This window comes from Granulicella pectinivorans (assembly GCF_900114625.1).
Taxonomy (GTDB): domain Bacteria; phylum Acidobacteriota; class Terriglobia; order Terriglobales; family Acidobacteriaceae; genus Edaphobacter; species Edaphobacter pectinivorans.
Genome location: NZ_FOZL01000001.1, coordinates 3,686,832 through 3,701,667, shown reverse-complemented (window position 1 = coordinate 3,701,667; position 14,836 = coordinate 3,686,832). Strand labels below are relative to the sequence as shown.

Below are 14,836 nucleotides of genomic sequence, written 5' to 3'. Positions count from 1 at the left end.
GACGGCCTGAGTGCCGTCTCTGATTCATACGGGTATCTAGAGCTCAGCCAAGCTTGGCCAGTGCGTCGGCCGCGTCCTTTGCCGTCTGCGTGTTTGGTGATAGCAAGGAAGCCTTTCTAAGATGCACGGCGGCGCTTGCTTTGTCATTCAGCTTTCCGTAGGTGAGACCCAGATGGTATTGGATCGAAGCGTTCGCCGGATCGAGTTTCAAGGCGTCCTCAAGAAGATCGCGTGCCGATGCGAATGTCCCTTTGTGGTAATAAACCCAGGCAAGCGTGTCCGCGGTGCTTGGGGACTCCGGCATGGCGCGTCGTGCGGTCTGCGCCAGTGACAGGGCCAGATCTGTGTTGTCCCCGTTTTCAATCATCAGGTAGGCGAGATTATTCGAGGCCACAGGATGCCCCGGCTTAACCTGGATTGCCTTCTTGTAAAGATCCATTGCTTTCGCAGAGTCTCCCTTTGCTTCCTCGAAGGTTCCGAGCATGACATACGCGCTCGCGTCATCAGGATGCGCATTCGACCACTGCTGCCAGGCCGCAATGGCTTGATCGGTCTCGCCCAATGCTGCCTCTGCCTGAGCGAAGGTCTGCAGGACACTTTGATTGGAAGGATCGAGTTGCATTCCTTTCTTCGCGCTATCGCGAGCGGATGTGGCGTTCTTCATGCCAAGTTGAAGAATCGCGAGGTCGTTGTAGAGATTGGCATTGCTGGAAGAACGCGTGATTTGCTCTTGAACGCGCGCGATTGCCTTCTCCGGCTGTTTCGCTGCGAGATCGTATGTGATGAGCAGATGTAGAGCGGATAATTCGTTGGGGTCTTTGACCAACGCTTGTTCGAGCAAGACCTTTCCTTCGGGGATTTTCTGTTGCCTCAGACGGAGTTGTCCAAGTTCGGTGTATGCGATCGCGTTATTGGGATCTTTCTTGAGCGCGGTTTGGAAGTCGATCTCCGCCTGGTCGTACTGCTTCTGATTCGCCTCCGCCGTTCCGCGCCAGAGATATGCGCTTGCATAGTCCGGGTGGAGATTGATCGTGTTGTCGGCAACCTGGGCCAGGAGGCTGGAATCGCCGCGCTGGCTCGCGATGGACGCGAGTCCGGATTGCGCTTCCAGGCTGGAGGGATCGAGACGGGCAGCTTCGCGGAAGCTGGCTTCCGAGAGGCTGAGGTCACCCTTTAATTTCGCACTTTGAGCGAGGAGGAGTTGCACCGGAACGCTGTCTGGAACATTTTTTGCGGACTTCTGAAGAAGCGCAACGGCCTCGTCCTTCCTTCCAGCGTGGAGGAGAAGCGCACCGTTGAGGAGTTGTACGTCCGGCGAGTTGCTGCTGACCTTGCTCAGGTCGTCCACGACGGTCTGGGCCTTCGCATAGTTATCGCGTTGTATGAGGACACGTGCATAAACGACCTTGAGCGGAACGCTTTTCGAGTGCCTTGCGACCAGACCGGAGTACACCTCTTCCGCACGATCCGCGTGACCTGCCTGGACGAGATAGTCCTTGAGCAGCTGGGCCGCTTCGAGGTTCTCCGGCATATCCTCGGCGGCTTGTTGCAGTGCATGCTCCGCGCCTGCATCGTTGCCCATCCTGAGATAAAGGCCTGCGAGACCGGAGCGCGCCTGGAGGTTCTTTGGTGCCTCTCTAATCGCGGTGATATATTCCTGCTCGGCGCCCTGGCGGTCACCGCGTTTCTCCATAAGCACCGCGAGTACGAGATGCGCGGATGTATTTTTTGAGTCGAGTGCTACGGCGCGGTGCAGTTCTTCTTCCGCTTGTGCGCTATCGTTGCCGCTTTCGCTTTCAAGGATGGCGAGTGTGGAGTGAAAACTAGAGCGCTTGGGATCGATCGACAAAGCATGCTGGATGTAGCCGAGGGCCTCGGGCAGATTACCGGCTTTTTGCGCGATGTTGGAGCGCAGGGCATAAGCATCGGCGTTGTTCGGGTCCATAGCAAGAACAGCCTTCGCCTGATCCAAAGCGCGATCCGGAATGCCACCGGTGATGAGCATGGAGCCGAGATCGATGCGCGCGGGCAGGTTGGATGGGTTCAGGTCGACGGTCCTCATCAGCTCCTGATAAGCGGGCATGAGTGTGCCCATCTTCATGTAGGTCTTAGCCAACTCGTAGTGAGCTTCGTCGTAGTTGCGATCCACCTTGATCGCGTTCATCAACTGAATTGCGGCTTCCTTATACTTTCCGTCGTTCTCATACCGAATGCCGCTCTGCAGATACTTCCTCTTCTCTACATTGGGATCATGTTTGCATGCCGCGGTGGAGAGGACGGCGAGTGAGGCCATGACGACCGCGGTGTAGCGATTGGGTTGAACTTTTGATCTCTTGGTCATATTGATTTCCTTTTTCATAAGCTGGTGGGAGATTGCGGATCGGAGGCGGTTCAATCTGGAATGAATGCGGGGAGAATGGGCGAGAGATGCTCTGCGAAGCTGATCGCGCGGCGATGGGCGCTGAGCCGGCTCTCTCCGCTCTGTATCGGTGTGATGATGCGAACGAGTGCCGCATCCGTGCGATTGAGACGGATGGAGTCGAGCAGGGTGTACATCTTGGCGCTGTAATCGCTGGCGATGTCGCGACCGTGGGAGTGATACCAATACAAGACTTCTTCGCGGGTCTTGCCGTTGGAGATGATGTATTCGCCGATGTGATGGATACTGCCGTCGGATGATGTCAGATCCGCTATGTCTTTGGAGTCAAAGGTCCAGCCTGAGCCGGGAAGACAGTTTTGGGGGGAATGAATGGCCTGCCCGGTGCGCTGAGTCGGGAAGTAGCCGATGAATAATCCGATGGGAACGGATTGGGTGGCCGGCGAAGAGGTGAGTTCGTCGGGTGAATAGGTTCGGTTGAGGAACGACCCCTTGCCGAGGACCTGGAGGATGGCGGGATCCAACGGAATCTCCTTGCCGTTCCATGGCCCAACAACGGAGGGAAATTCGGTCAATGGAGCGCTTGGGGGTACGGTGTCCACGTCTCCGCGCACAAAGATAAGACCGCGAGCCAGGAGCAGTAGGATCAGAATCGCGAACAAGCGGGCAGACTGTTTCATACGGAGACCGCCTTTCGCGCGATCAGCCGCATGGCACTGTGGATGAAGAAGAGACAGCAGAGCGAGATAACGAACATGAGCCAGCCCGAGAATTCATGAAAGAATCCGATGGCCTTATCGGGATTCCAATATTGAACGCAAAGGCCGGTTCCTACGATGCGCAACGCGTTTGCGGCAACTGCGATCGGCACCGCTGCGAGAGCGAGTGCAAGACGACGCCACCGGGTCGGCTCTAGAAAATATCCGTAGATCACGGCTACCGTGAACAGGCTCAGCAGCGACCGTATACCGCTACAGGCCTCCGCGACCTCAAGCTGCATGGCGGGCAACTGGATGACATTGCCATCGCGGAGGACTGGAACACCAGCGAGAGGGAGCGCGGCGCTGGCAAGCCGCGACGCAAAAAGTTGCAGAGGGAAGGTGATCTGGTTGAAGAGGAGCGTAGGCAAGGGAATTGCGAGCAGAAGGACGAAAAGAATGAATTTGGTCTTGCCAAGCGCACGGCGACCGGCGAGGGTCCAGATGAGCCCGGCGCAGAGAAGGATGAAGGAGATTCTCGACAGGAAGAGGTCCGCACCGAAGACGCCCGTAAGCAGGGTGACAACGCCAGCGGCCACCAGCGTCAGTCCCCACCAGCTTGGCGAAGTAGCTTCCGCGAAGAGGATGCGGCGTTGATCCCAAACGAGAAAGGCGACGAAGAACGGGATGAGGAATCCATGGGAGAAGTCGGGAAGCTCAAACCAGTCCGATACAAGCTTGATGCCGATATCCAGATAGAGACTGAACACCAGGGCCAGGATCAACACGCCCATAACCCAGGTGTGGACTTGGCACTTCGGGACCGATGAGCCGCGGCGGATATTGGCAATTGGGATCTCAGCTTCCTTTACCATGCGCCGCTCCTTTCTCTGACTACGCCGTTTGTCGATGTTGGCTGGGACGAGACAACCAGAGAGGGATAGCGAACTGTTTGCGCACAGTGGGCATTTTTTTTCCCAATCCGGAGATCTTCCCCCAGCCGAAAATCGACGTAGGAGGGGAGCGGAAAGGAATTTCCATGTAACAACGCAGCTTTTTGCGGTTTGGCTGTTGCCGTGCATAGATCCAGCTCAATGATCTTCTTCGATGTATGTCCGTCCATGCAGTTCAGGCGCCCCATAAAGACTCTTGGTAGCATCTTGGGGGCCATTGTGGTTCTCTCGGCTGCGGGGTCCGCGCAACAGACTGGTACAAGGCCGGCAATCTCCCTGCCTGTGCCTCCCTCGCAGGCTCCATCTGCCGTTCCCGAAGTGCAGACATCCGCGATGGCGAATGTTTCGGATACGGCACCGAATTCATCACAATATGTCATTGCTGCAGGCGACACGATCCAGGTGGCTGTATGGAAAGAGCCGAGTCTATCCAGCTCGTTCCCGGTGCGCCCGGACGGGATGATCTCGCTTGCGTTGATCGGTGACCTTCCAGCTGCCGGCTTCACTCCGATGACGCTTAGTACGGACATTAGCGCGCGGTTGAAGAAGTACATCAACCAGCCGAACGTGACGGTGACGGTGCTCTCTGTGCACGTCAAACAGGTCTACGTGCTGGGCGAAGTGCAGCATGTAGGCCCGGTCACTTTCCTTACGGGCATGAGCCCGCTGCAGGTTCTTTCGACGGCGGGTGGCCTTACCCCCTATGCGAACGGGAAGAAGATCTACATTCTCCACGGAGAGCCGGGCAAGCAGCAGAAGATTCCCTTCGACTACAAGAAGGCGATCCGGGATGGAAATCAACAAGGGGTCTCGCTTGCCGCAGGCGACACCATCGTGGTGCCCTAATGACGAAGAAAACCCTGCTTTGCCACATCTTCTTTTGCGGCTCAACTGTCGTCCTCCTGGGGGTTCCCGTGGTCCGCGCCCAGGCTGTTCCCGCAGCCACGGCACCTGCGCCCTACCAGGGCTTCGATGTGCCTGACTTGAGAGGCAATCTGACCTATGCTGTGAGCGCTTCGGAGACGGTAACGACCGGATATAACGGCGGCGACGGCACCGCGACCTCTACCAACATCTCCGGTGATGTTGCGTATTTGTCGCGCAGCGAGACGCATCCCTTCAGTGCCGTCTATTCGGGAGGCTTTCTCGGCAGTACATCGGGCTATCAACCCTCCACGACATTCCAGAATCTTTCGCTGTCGCAGGTCTTGAAGCAGAAGAAGTGGAACTTCATTGTTGGAGATACGGTCAGCTATCTTCCGCAGAGCCCCACTGTGGGCCTTTCAGGTATCCCCGGGCTCGGCGATCTCGCGATCGACCCCGTGCAGGTCGGTCAGGGCTTCGGATCGGGCATTCTTACGAACTATGCGAACCGCGTCAGCAATTTCGCGAGTGCAACGGCGACACGGAACCTCACCGGCAGCACCTCCATCGAAGGCACGGGTTCGTATGGGATTCAGCGCTTCCTGACCGATTCCGTCTTTGCACTGAACAGCAACCAGGTAACCGGCTCGGGCGGCCTCAACCATCGCATCAACGCTCGCAACACCGTAGCTGCAAATTACAGCTATTCCCGCTTCACGTATGTCGATGAACCGTACACCTTCAATACCAACGGTCTGAGTTTTGAATATGTGCGGAGCTTTACGCCGCGCCTCATCATGGATGCGTCCATTGGACCGCAATGGAACGCAGGCACGACATTCAGCTCCACGTCGCTGTCCGTGGCAGGCTCGCTATTTTTCAGCTACGTCCGTGAAAAAACAAGCATGTCCCTCGGGTACACACGAGGCACGAATAACGGTTCCGGGGTTGTTCCGGGTGCACTGTCCGATTCGATCGGATTCAGTGCACGGCGGATGCTCAATCGGGCCTGGGGCGCAGCGGGCAGCGTGAGCTACGCCCACTCGAGCAGCCTTGCCAACGTAACGACCACACCCTTTTCGATTGACGCCGTCGTCGCAAGCGGACAGCTCTCTCGTCAGTTGAGCCGCAGCTTCTCTGCCTTCGGCAGCTACACGATCCAACGGCAAACGACGCAGGGCATCGTTGCTTCATCATCGAACGCGTTCAGCGGACTTTCCCAGACGTTTGGCTTCGGGGTGACGTACTCCCCAGGCCAGATCCGTCTAGGACGTTAGCAAAGGAGCACCATGCTGGGTCACCGCACACTGACGTTGGAAGACTACGTCTCAATTCTGAAACGCCGAGGTTGGATGATCCTGATTCCTGTGATCATTCTTCCCATTATTGCCTTCGCTGCAACGTTTCTTGTTGCTCCTCAGTACCTCTCGCAGACGCTCGTCATCATTGAAGGGCAGAAGGTTCCGGACAACTATGTCAAGCCGGTCATCTCGTCTGATCTGGACAGCCGCCTGGCCTCGATGAAAGAGCAGATTCTAAGCCGCTCAAGCATCCAGCCCATCATTGAGAGATACAACCTCTACTCTGGCAAGTCGATGTCGATGGACGATCGCATCGACCTCGCGCGACGCAGCATCGAGATCAAGCCAATCGCCTCAGAGATTGCGCACTCTTCCGGACTTCCGGGCTTCTTTGTCTCCTTCAAAGCTGGCGATGCCCACACCGCACAATTGGTCTGTGGTGATATTACGTCGCTCTTTCTTGGCGAGAATCTACGCTCACGCGAGGCATCCGCTCAAGGCACGACTGACTTTTTGAAGAGCCAACTGGCCGATGCGAAGCGCAACCTCGATGAACATGATGCGAAGCTCGCCAACTTTCAGCGGCAGTACATCGGACGACTGCCGGGTGAAGAGCAACCTAACGTCAACATGCTGACCAGTCTAAACACGCAGTTGGACGCAGCGACTCAGGCACTGTCGCGCATGGAGCAGGACAAAGCATACGAAGAGGCTATGCTGGCTCAACAGTCACAGAGCTTTCAGTCTTCGAGCACTGCTGGTCTAAGCCAGCCCGGGACACGGCAGACACGCGAACTTGAGTTGCAGAGTTTGCTCTCGCAGGAAGCTGATCTCACGAGCCACTATACCGCCGACTATCCCGACGTGATCGCGGTGAAGCGTAAGGTCGCTGATCTTCGCCGTGAGATTGCGCGCACGCCGACGGTCACGGGGGCTCAGGTCAGTGTCGCATTCCCGAACAGGAACGACTCAATGGCTGTGCAACAGTTGCGGGCGCAGATCCATTCGGCGGAAATTGGCATCCAGGCGAAACGGAAGGATCAGGCGCAGATTCAATCGCAGATCGGGATGTATCAGAGCCGCATTCAGTCCAGTCCGCTTGTGGAGCAGGAATACAAGGAACTGACTCGGGACTATCAGACGGCGCAGACGTTCTATGACGATCTGCTGACCAAGATGAACCAGTCGAAAATGGCAACTGACCTTGAAAAACGCCAGCAGGGCGAGCAGTTTCGAGTGATGGATGAGCCGAATCTTCCCGATGCACCATTCTCTCCCAAGCGCAGCGTGTTTGTAATGGGTGGTCTGGTCGGGGGACTTGCCCTGGGACTTTTGACGGTGGGTTTGTTCGAGTACAGCGATACCTCGCTGCGTAACGAGCGCGATGTGTGGGCCTTCACAAAGCTACCTACTCTCGGTGTCATCGCATTTTCTGATGTCATTTCAGATGTCGCGCCTCAGGGACGCTTCGCGTTGCTCCGGCGATCCTTCAGCCGGAGGCTTTCAAAACCTTCTGCCACGCCGGTGGGGGGATAGCGATGTACAAGAGATTCTTTGGGATTGAGAGCAACCCCTTCAGTGGGAGCCCCGATCCGCGCTTTCTCCACATGATGCCGCATACGCGCGAAGCATTGGCTGCGCTGGAGTACGGTATCACCACGCGGAAAGGCTTCATCGTTCTTACGGGTGAGGTCGGCACCGGCAAGACGACACTGTTGCGGCATGTTCTCAACTCGTTCAACCCGGAACTGGTCTTAACGTCCTTCGTGTTCAACCCACGAATGGACTTCATCGATTTCCTGGAGTTTGTTCTCTGTGATTTTGGTCTATCACCGACGGCACGAACGAAGTCAGGCATGCTGATTCAACTCAATCGCTGGCTGATCGAGCGATTCTGGCACGGTCAGACCTGCGTCGTGGTTGTTGACGAGGCTCAGAATCTTTCGTGCGATCTGATGGAGGAGATTCGCCTGCTGACGAACCTGGAAACCTCATCGGAGAAACTGCTGCAGATCGTTATTTCGGGACAACCCGAGCTCGAGGAAAAGCTCAAGCAGGATGATCTTCGCCAGCTAAGGCAGAGGGTTGCACTGTGGTGCCGTACGCAGGCGCTTACCCACCAGCAGACGGTTTCCTATATCGAAGAAAGGTTGAAGATTGCAGGGGCTGTCCAGCCTGTATTCACAGAGGACGCGGCCACGTTGATCCACCGTGCGAGTGCCGGAATCCCCAGAGTAATCAACCTGATCTGTGAACACTCGATGATTCTCGCGTATGTCGAGGAGTTGCTGCGCATCCCCGCGGCCCTGGTCGGGGCTGTCATTCAGGATCTGGATCTTGAGCTCACGACATCACCCTGTCTGAGCGCTTTCGATCAAGGCGATGGCGATCCTTTGACTCACGACCATTCGCCGCTCTCTTCCAATATCAACGCAAAACGCCTCTCCACCTGGACTGAAGGCGAGAGACGAGACCTATGAGCAAAATCTATGAAGCACTGCTGCGCGCTGAGATTGAGCGCCTGACAACGAAGGATGAAGTTTCGCAAGCGACAACTGTCCCGCTACCAGTTCGAGAGAGAGACTATGCCGAGCTGTCGGCGGGACCCGGCTGGCCTGATGTGGATGTGGTTGCATCTTCTGTTCTGAACGGTTTGCCTTCTGATCCTGCGAAGATCGCGGTCAAACGTTGGAAGCCTCTTCTTCACCAGCTTCCGGCTCTTGGAGAGCGCGGTGCCTCCGTAGAGCAATTTCGCACCTTGCGCTCTCGCGTTCAAGAGTTTCGTGATCTTGGTGTGCTGAAGACTGTTTTGGTGAGTAGTGGCCTGCCCGGTGAGGGTAAAAGTTTCGTCTCAGCAAACCTTGCCATCTCTCTGGCGCGCAGAAAACAGAATCGCGTTCTGTTGATCGACGGAGACATGCGACGGAGTTCGCTCCACAAACTTCTCGGGGCACCCTGCGAGCCTGGTTTGACAGACTATCTCTCCGGCAACGCATCCATGTTCGATGTCATGCAAAGAGCCCACGCGAGCGACGGTATGCCTTCCGCGTTGTCTTCGCTGACGTTCATAGCGGGCGGTGGAGATGCAGACAATGCGGCGGACCTTTCGAGTAATAACCGCTTCAAAGAACTGATCGTGAAGGCGTCTGCCTTCTTCGACTGGATCATCGTCGATTCTTCACCGGTGAATGTCATTGCAGATGGAGTCAATCTCGCACACGCCTGCGATGGTGTCCTGCTCGTCGCGCGTGGCGGTGTGACGAAGTTTGAAACGGCACAGCGAGCGCTCTCTCAACTCAAGGCCAGCAACGTGTTGGGTATTGTCTTGAACGCAGTCTCCGACCCTCCGGTGAGCGGCGGCTATTACGGCTACGACGCGCCGGGCAAGCAGACGACCTAACGGGAGTGACTCCACACGATGTTCCGTTTCCTGAACGTGTATTACCCAAAACGAACGGTGAGCCTTTTCGTCTGCGAAGCGTTCCTCGTGGCTGGATGCTTCCTTATTGCGACGCTTGCGTTGCTCGGACCCGACACGTACATCGCGATTATGTATGAGTCGGGGGGAGCCAAGATCGCGAGCATCACCGCGCTCAGCCTCATCCTGTCGTACTACTTCGATCTGTATGAACCTCAGATCGTATCGGGACGTACCGAGATCTATTTCCGCATCCTGCTTGTTCTCGGTTTCGACTGCTTCATTTTGGCGCTCGTGATCTTTCTCTATCCGGCTGTGATGATTTCACAGTGGGTGTATGCACTTGGATTCGCGCTTCTGACTCCAGTGCTGATTGTTTGGCGCAACGCCTACGACTGGCTTCTCAGTCATCGCCAGTTTCGGGAACGAGTGTACGTGCTCGGCGCAGGAGAACAGGCTCACAACATCGTCGCGACCATCCGTTCACGCTCCGATATTGGGATGGAAGTGGTCGGCTGGTCTGGTGCAGAACTGAATAAAGAAGAGCGCAAGGAAACCTGGATCCAGGATCTGGACCGGCTTTCAAAAGGGAAGCACGCTTTGCAGCGCATCATCGTTGCGGTTGAGGATGGGCGCGGTGAGCTCCCAGTGCAGGAGCTTCTCATGCTTCGCTTTCAGGGGATCGCCGTGGAAGGTGTCGGCGAACTCAACGAGAAGCTATCCGGCAAGATCCAGTTGGATGGATTGCGTCCGAGCAACTTCCTTTATAGCGAAGGCTTTCGCATTCGCGCCTCGCAGCAGATGATGCGCAACATCGTTTCGACCGTTGCCGCTTCCGTGGGGCTTCTTCTTTTTCTTCCTGTGTTTCCCATCGTTGCGCTTCTTGTGAAATGCACGTCGGGAGGACCACTCTTCTTTCGACAGACTCGCATTGGTATTGGCGGGAAGACATTCCAGGTAATCAAGTTTCGTTCGATGTTTACGGATGCGGAGTCTTGTGGGGCGAAATGGGCGACGAAGAATGACCCCCGGGTAACACGCTTTGGCATGTTCATGCGGAAGACTCGCCTTGACGAGATTCCACAGTTATGGAACGTAGTTCGAGGCGACATGAACTTTGTCGGGCCTCGGCCGGAACGTCCTGAGTTTGTGCCGTGGCTCGAAGAGCAGCTTCCGTTCTACTACTTGCGGCACTTGATTCGACCTGGTCTTACAGGCTGGGCCCAGGTGCGTTACGGATACGGCGCAACGCTGGAAGAGACAAAGGAAAAGCTTCAACACGACCTCTACTACCTAAAGCACATGTCGCTGGGCCTCGATCTGCTGATCATGTTCGAGACGATCAAGACGATCGTACGACGACGGGGCGCACAGTGACCTGACATCTGCATCCTTCTGTTTTGCCAACAAAACCAACCGCAAGTTCAACCGCTTTTAGTCATACGAGGAACTGCATGGCACGCTATCTCATTACCGGCATCGCCGGATTTATTGGCTCTACCCTTGCGCATGCTCTTGTCAACCAGGGTCATCAGGTTTGCGGGATCGACAACCTGTCGACCGGACGCCTGGCAAACATCGCGGATATTGCCTCGTCGATTACTTTCCATCAGGCCGACATTCAGGATATCAACGCTTTACATGCGGCTTGCATTGGAGTGGATTATGTTCTTCATCAGGCAGCTCTGGCATCTGTGCCACGTTCTGTAAAAGATCCTCTTGCCTCGCACGAGTCCAACATCAACGGAACCTTGAATGTTCTTCTCGCGGCACGTGACGCCAAGGTGAAACGCATTGTGTATGCTGCGTCATCGTCGGCGTATGGAGATCAGCCCGTCCAGCCGAAACAAGAGGAGATGAGCCCAAATCCACTTTCACCTTACGCTGCACAGAAGCTTGCAGGCGAGTACTACATGCAGTCTTTCTGCAAGGTCTACGGCATGGAAGCTATCTGCCTGCGCTACTTCAATATCTATGGGCCGCGCCAAGCCGCGGACTCTCCGTATTCAGGTGTCATCGCTCAATTTATCTACAAGATGATGGCCGGCGATACGCCCATGATCAACGGCGATGGGCTTACCAGCCGGGATTTCACGTTTGTCGACAACGCTGTGCGTGCGAATCTCCTCGCGTGTGACGCTCCGAAGCAGTACGCGACTGGCCGGGTGTTCAACGTGGGTACGGGCTGCAGCCACACGTTGAACGATCTATACTGCGCCCTCGCAGAGCTACTGGAGTTCAAAGACAATGCGAAGTATGGACCCGCGCGCGTGGGAGATGTACAGCATTCGCTGGCGAATATCGAGCGAGGCCGCATCGAGCTCGGGTATCGACCCAAGACTGATTTCAGGGCTGGGCTTGAAGAGACGGTGCGTTGGTATCTTGCAGAGTCTCGCTCTGCCATCGAGCACGAAATGACGTCCGTCGAAACACCGGCTTTCGATCTGGGCCGCATGAACGATATGAAGGAAGCACAGCACGTGATGCAAGCGTATGAAGGAGTTCGATGAGCCTGGACAACACGATTTTTTTTGACGCATCCTCTTTGTCTTCAAGTGCGGCTGAACGCTTGGGACGCCTTCAGGCGCGGACAGCCAGAATCGGTGTCATAGGCCTCGGTTATGTGGGGCTTCCGCTTACCCTGCTGCTGGCCGAAGCAGGCTTTCAAGTCACAGGATTCGATATCGACGAGAAGAAGATCGGCGATCTTGAGGCGGGCCGTTCTTACATCTTTCGCATCCCCGAAGAAGAGATTCAAGCCGCACGAGCGCAAGGTCTTCGTGCGACCTCTGACTTTTCGCGACTTGCGGAGCAGGACGCCATTTTGATGTGTGTTCCGACACCGCTCACCAGTCATCGCGAACCGGATCTGAGCTATATCGAGAACACCGCGCGTGCCACTGCCACCTGGATCCGGGAAGGGCAGCTGGTTGTGCTTGAGAGCACAACTTATCCCGGTACGACGGAGGATGTGCTGATCCCATTGCTAGAGTCAGGTAATCCGCATGGCCTGCGCGCGCAAACAAACGTCGCAGCTGCCACCGGGGAAGGTGTGTTCTATGTTGCGTTCTCTCCGGAGCGGGAAGATCCGGGGAACACGACCGTTGCTCGACGTGACATTCCCAAGGTGGTGGGCGGTCATGATCCTATTGCGACTCACATGGCCGCTACCTTGTATGAGGGGATCTTCGAGAAGGCTGTGCGTGTCTCGACAACGCGAGTTGCCGAGATGACCAAGTTGCTGGAGAACATCTATCGTTGCGTCAACATTGCGCTGGTCAACGAGCTGAAGGTTTTGAGTCTGAGGATGGATGTCAACATCTGGGAGGTCATCGACGCAGCATCCACGAAGCCTTTCGGCTTTCATCCCTTCTATCCAGGACCGGGGCTTGGGGGACACTGCATTCCAATCGATCCGTTTTACCTTAGCTGGAAGGCGAAGGAGTACGACTTCAATACGAGGTTCATCGAGCTGGCCGGCGAGGTGAATGAGGGGATGCCTGAGTTCGTAACGCAGCAGGTTGCGAAAGCACTGAACAGGGAAAAGAAGGCCCTGAACGGCTCCAAGATCCTCATGCTTGGCATGTCCTATAAGCGCAATATCGATGATCTGCGGGAGTCTCCGTCGCTGACCATCATCGAGTTGCTTCGTGCTGAGGGAGCGGAGGTTCTTTACAACGATCCCTACCATCCCACCGTGGGTCGTGGCCGCCATTACAACCTGAACATGACCTCTACGCCGCTGGACAACCTGTCGCAATACGACTGCGTACTGATCGTGACAGATCACTCAGACTACGATTATCAGCAGATCGTGAACGAATCCAAGCTGGTGGTGGATACGCGTAACGCGACGAAGGGGATTGCCTCTACCAAGATCGTGCTTTGCTAACTCGCACCGCGGATGGGCTGTTGAAGAGGCACTTCAATAGCCCATCCGCAAGGTTATAGAAGCCTAGGGCCGGCAGTGGGAGTACCGGAGCGGGATGGCACCTTGGAGACCGTGACCGGCGATGGCGCTTTCTTGTCGGCGTCTTGTTCAGAACCCTTGTCGTTGAGCTTGTATAAGAGAGATCGATAGCTGATCTTTAGCCATTTGGCGGTTTTCTGACGGTTCCAACTGTTTGCCCGCAAGACCCGCATGATGATCTGGCGCTCTAGATTGTGCGTAGCGCGCCTTGTGACTTGTTTCAGTGAGATCGGTTCACTGACATCGAGATTGGCGATCGGATCACGTTCGTCGGTTTCTTCATGACTCAACTCCGCGATTAGTCTCTCCTCATCGCCAAGCAGGACATAGCTGCGGACCAGGTTGTCGAGTTGCCGGATGTTGCCTGGCCACTGATACTGCTGCATCCATCGCATCGCCGATCGGGAAAGCGGCGGAGGCGAGATGCGGAATGCGTGCGCGTGCTGCTCGAGGAGGTAATCGACGATTTCGGGAATGTCACCCAGGCGCCGACGTAACGGAGGGATATCGATCGTCATCGCGTTGATGCGATACAGAAAGTCCAGACGGAATGAGCCGTCTCTCACTTGGTCCTGGAGATTCCCATTGGCGACCGTGACGAGACGCGTCCTGATCGATCTTGTATCGTGGCCGCCTACCCTCATAAATGTACCGTCTTGCAGCAATTGGAGCAGTTTGGATTGAACGGTCACGTCGAGGCTTCCAACTTCATCCAGAAAGAGTGTTCCGCCATCGGCTTGTTCTACTCGGCCCCTCTTTGTCGAGTTCGCACCAGTAAATGCGCCCTTCTCGTACCCAAAGAGTTCGGTTTCGAGCAGAGATTGAGGGATTGCGGGACAACTGACCTTGACGAGTTGGCCGCCCGTCTTGCCACGAAACGCGTGCATCATTCTCACGCACACTTCCTTTCCCGTGCCGCTCTCGCCCTGAATCAGAACGGGAATTTCTGTCGGCGCGACGGACTCAAGCTTTTGGCGAATGGATACCATTTCCGGCGTAGATCCGAATACGATTTTCAGGGGCGGCATATCGTCTGGCATCTGATCATCCGAAAAGTGTTGCTGTGGCATAGTGCCCAATTGTGCAGTCCTCGTGTTCATTCGATGGAGTCTGATTCTGTACTTGCACGTGAGAGGCCAATGCGGCTCGAGGGTGTTTCCTCGGCCAATGCGTTGTGACTTCGGAAGTTAGCGAGGCTTATCGGCGATATCGGACGAAAGCTTCCAGAGAGCGTTTCGCAGGTGTGGGAAAACAT

Annotated in this window: 12 protein-coding genes; 8 read left to right on the top strand and 4 right to left on the bottom strand. The window is 55.9% G+C overall.

Annotation, left to right across the window (positions count from 1 at the left end; all coding sequences use genetic code 11):
* Nucleotides 1-43 precede the first annotated feature (43 nt).
* Genes BM400_RS14700 through BM400_RS14690 form a run of 3 tightly spaced genes read right to left on the bottom strand, consistent with a single transcriptional unit; the run spans nt 44 to nt 3,950 of the window.
* Nucleotides 44-2,359 (bottom strand): tetratricopeptide repeat protein, encoded by a 2,316-nt coding sequence (locus BM400_RS14700; RefSeq protein WP_089840102.1) that lies wholly within the window; start codon nt 2,357-2,359, stop codon nt 44-46.
* Nucleotides 2,360-2,391: 32 nt separating this feature from the next.
* Nucleotides 2,392-3,057 carry an exosortase C-terminal domain/associated protein EpsI gene (locus BM400_RS14695; protein WP_089840099.1) on the bottom strand — a complete coding sequence of 222 codons (666 nt, stop codon included), beginning with the start codon at nt 3,055-3,057 and terminating at the stop codon, nt 2,392-2,394.
* Nucleotides 3,054-3,950 (bottom strand): exosortase/archaeosortase family protein, encoded by an 897-nt coding sequence (locus BM400_RS14690; protein ID WP_089840097.1) that lies wholly within the window; start codon nt 3,948-3,950, stop codon nt 3,054-3,056. The genes BM400_RS14695 and BM400_RS14690 overlap by 4 nt, the downstream gene beginning before the upstream one ends.
* A 411-nt stretch (nt 3,951-4,361) precedes the next feature.
* On the opposite strand from BM400_RS14690, the gene BM400_RS14685 reads away from it, so the two are divergent.
* The 8 genes from BM400_RS14685 to BM400_RS14650 all read left to right on the top strand — a co-directional run bounded on the left by BM400_RS14685 (nt 4,362) and on the right by BM400_RS14650 (nt 13,503).
* Nucleotides 4,362-4,874 (top strand): polysaccharide biosynthesis/export family protein, encoded by a 513-nt coding sequence (locus tag BM400_RS14685; RefSeq protein ID WP_245781883.1) that lies wholly within the window; start codon nt 4,362-4,364, stop codon nt 4,872-4,874.
* A complete protein-coding gene (locus BM400_RS14680; protein WP_089840095.1) occupies nt 4,874-6,169 on the top strand; it encodes a hypothetical protein in 1,296 nt (431 codons plus the stop codon). Before BM400_RS14685 ends, BM400_RS14680 begins: the two co-directional genes overlap by 1 nt.
* A 12-nt stretch (nt 6,170-6,181) precedes the next feature.
* Nucleotides 6,182-7,729: a GumC family protein gene (locus BM400_RS14675; protein ID WP_089840093.1), complete on the top strand. Its 1,548-nt coding sequence runs from the start codon at nt 6,182-6,184 to the stop codon at nt 7,727-7,729.
* Nucleotides 7,730-7,731: 2 nt separating this feature from the next.
* Nucleotides 7,732-8,673, top strand: a complete 942-nt coding sequence (locus tag BM400_RS14670; RefSeq protein WP_089840091.1) for an ExeA family protein — start codon at nt 7,732-7,734, stop codon at nt 8,671-8,673.
* Nucleotides 8,670-9,593 carry a CpsD/CapB family tyrosine-protein kinase gene (locus BM400_RS14665; RefSeq protein ID WP_089840088.1) on the top strand — a complete coding sequence of 308 codons (924 nt, stop codon included), beginning with the start codon at nt 8,670-8,672 and terminating at the stop codon, nt 9,591-9,593. Before BM400_RS14670 ends, BM400_RS14665 begins: the two co-directional genes overlap by 4 nt.
* Before the next feature lie 18 nt (nt 9,594-9,611).
* Nucleotides 9,612-10,988 (top strand): sugar transferase, encoded by a 1,377-nt coding sequence (locus BM400_RS14660; RefSeq protein ID WP_089840086.1) that lies wholly within the window; start codon nt 9,612-9,614, stop codon nt 10,986-10,988.
* Nucleotides 10,989-11,065: 77 nt separating this feature from the next.
* The gene (locus tag BM400_RS14655; protein WP_089840083.1) at nt 11,066-12,121 is read left to right on the top strand and encodes an SDR family oxidoreductase; all 1,056 of its coding nucleotides are present in this window, start codon (nt 11,066-11,068) and stop codon (nt 12,119-12,121) included.
* Nucleotides 12,118-13,503, top strand: coding sequence for a nucleotide sugar dehydrogenase (locus BM400_RS14650; protein ID WP_089840080.1), 1,386 nt, complete (start codon nt 12,118-12,120; stop codon nt 13,501-13,503). The genes BM400_RS14655 and BM400_RS14650 overlap by 4 nt, the downstream gene beginning before the upstream one ends.
* A 53-nt stretch (nt 13,504-13,556) precedes the next feature.
* Here the strand turns inward: BM400_RS14650 and BM400_RS14645 are convergent, their stop codons facing one another.
* Nucleotides 13,557-14,621 carry a sigma 54-interacting transcriptional regulator gene (locus BM400_RS14645; protein ID WP_245781882.1) on the bottom strand — a complete coding sequence of 355 codons (1,065 nt, stop codon included), beginning with the start codon at nt 14,619-14,621 and terminating at the stop codon, nt 13,557-13,559.
* Between the last annotated feature and the right edge of the window lie 215 nt (nt 14,622-14,836).

Bases quoted from the DNA above. Each gene is read 5' to 3' on its own strand.
- BM400_RS14695 (WP_089840099.1), bottom strand. From the start codon at position 3,057: ATGAAACAGTCTGCCCGCTTGTTCGCGATTCTGATCCTACTGCTCCTG.
- BM400_RS14645 (WP_245781882.1), bottom strand. From the start codon at position 14,621: ATGCCAGACGATATGCCGCCCCTGAAAATCGTATTCGGATCTACGCCG.
- BM400_RS14670 (WP_089840091.1), top strand. From the start codon at position 7,732: ATGTACAAGAGATTCTTTGGGATTGAGAGCAACCCCTTCAGTGGGAGC.
- BM400_RS14685 (WP_245781883.1), top strand. From the start codon at position 4,362: ATGGCGAATGTTTCGGATACGGCACCGAATTCATCACAATATGTCATT.
- BM400_RS14675 (WP_089840093.1), top strand. From the start codon at position 6,182: ATGCTGGGTCACCGCACACTGACGTTGGAAGACTACGTCTCAATTCTG.
- BM400_RS14665 (WP_089840088.1), top strand. From the start codon at position 8,670: ATGAGCAAAATCTATGAAGCACTGCTGCGCGCTGAGATTGAGCGCCTG.
- BM400_RS14650 (WP_089840080.1), top strand. From the start codon at position 12,118: ATGAGCCTGGACAACACGATTTTTTTTGACGCATCCTCTTTGTCTTCA.
- BM400_RS14655 (WP_089840083.1), top strand. From the start codon at position 11,066: ATGGCACGCTATCTCATTACCGGCATCGCCGGATTTATTGGCTCTACC.
- BM400_RS14700 (WP_089840102.1), bottom strand. From the start codon at position 2,359: ATGAAAAAGGAAATCAATATGACCAAGAGATCAAAAGTTCAACCCAAT.
- BM400_RS14660 (WP_089840086.1), top strand. From the start codon at position 9,612: ATGTTCCGTTTCCTGAACGTGTATTACCCAAAACGAACGGTGAGCCTT.
- BM400_RS14690 (WP_089840097.1), bottom strand. From the start codon at position 3,950: ATGGTAAAGGAAGCTGAGATCCCAATTGCCAATATCCGCCGCGGCTCA.
- BM400_RS14680 (WP_089840095.1), top strand. From the start codon at position 4,874: ATGACGAAGAAAACCCTGCTTTGCCACATCTTCTTTTGCGGCTCAACT.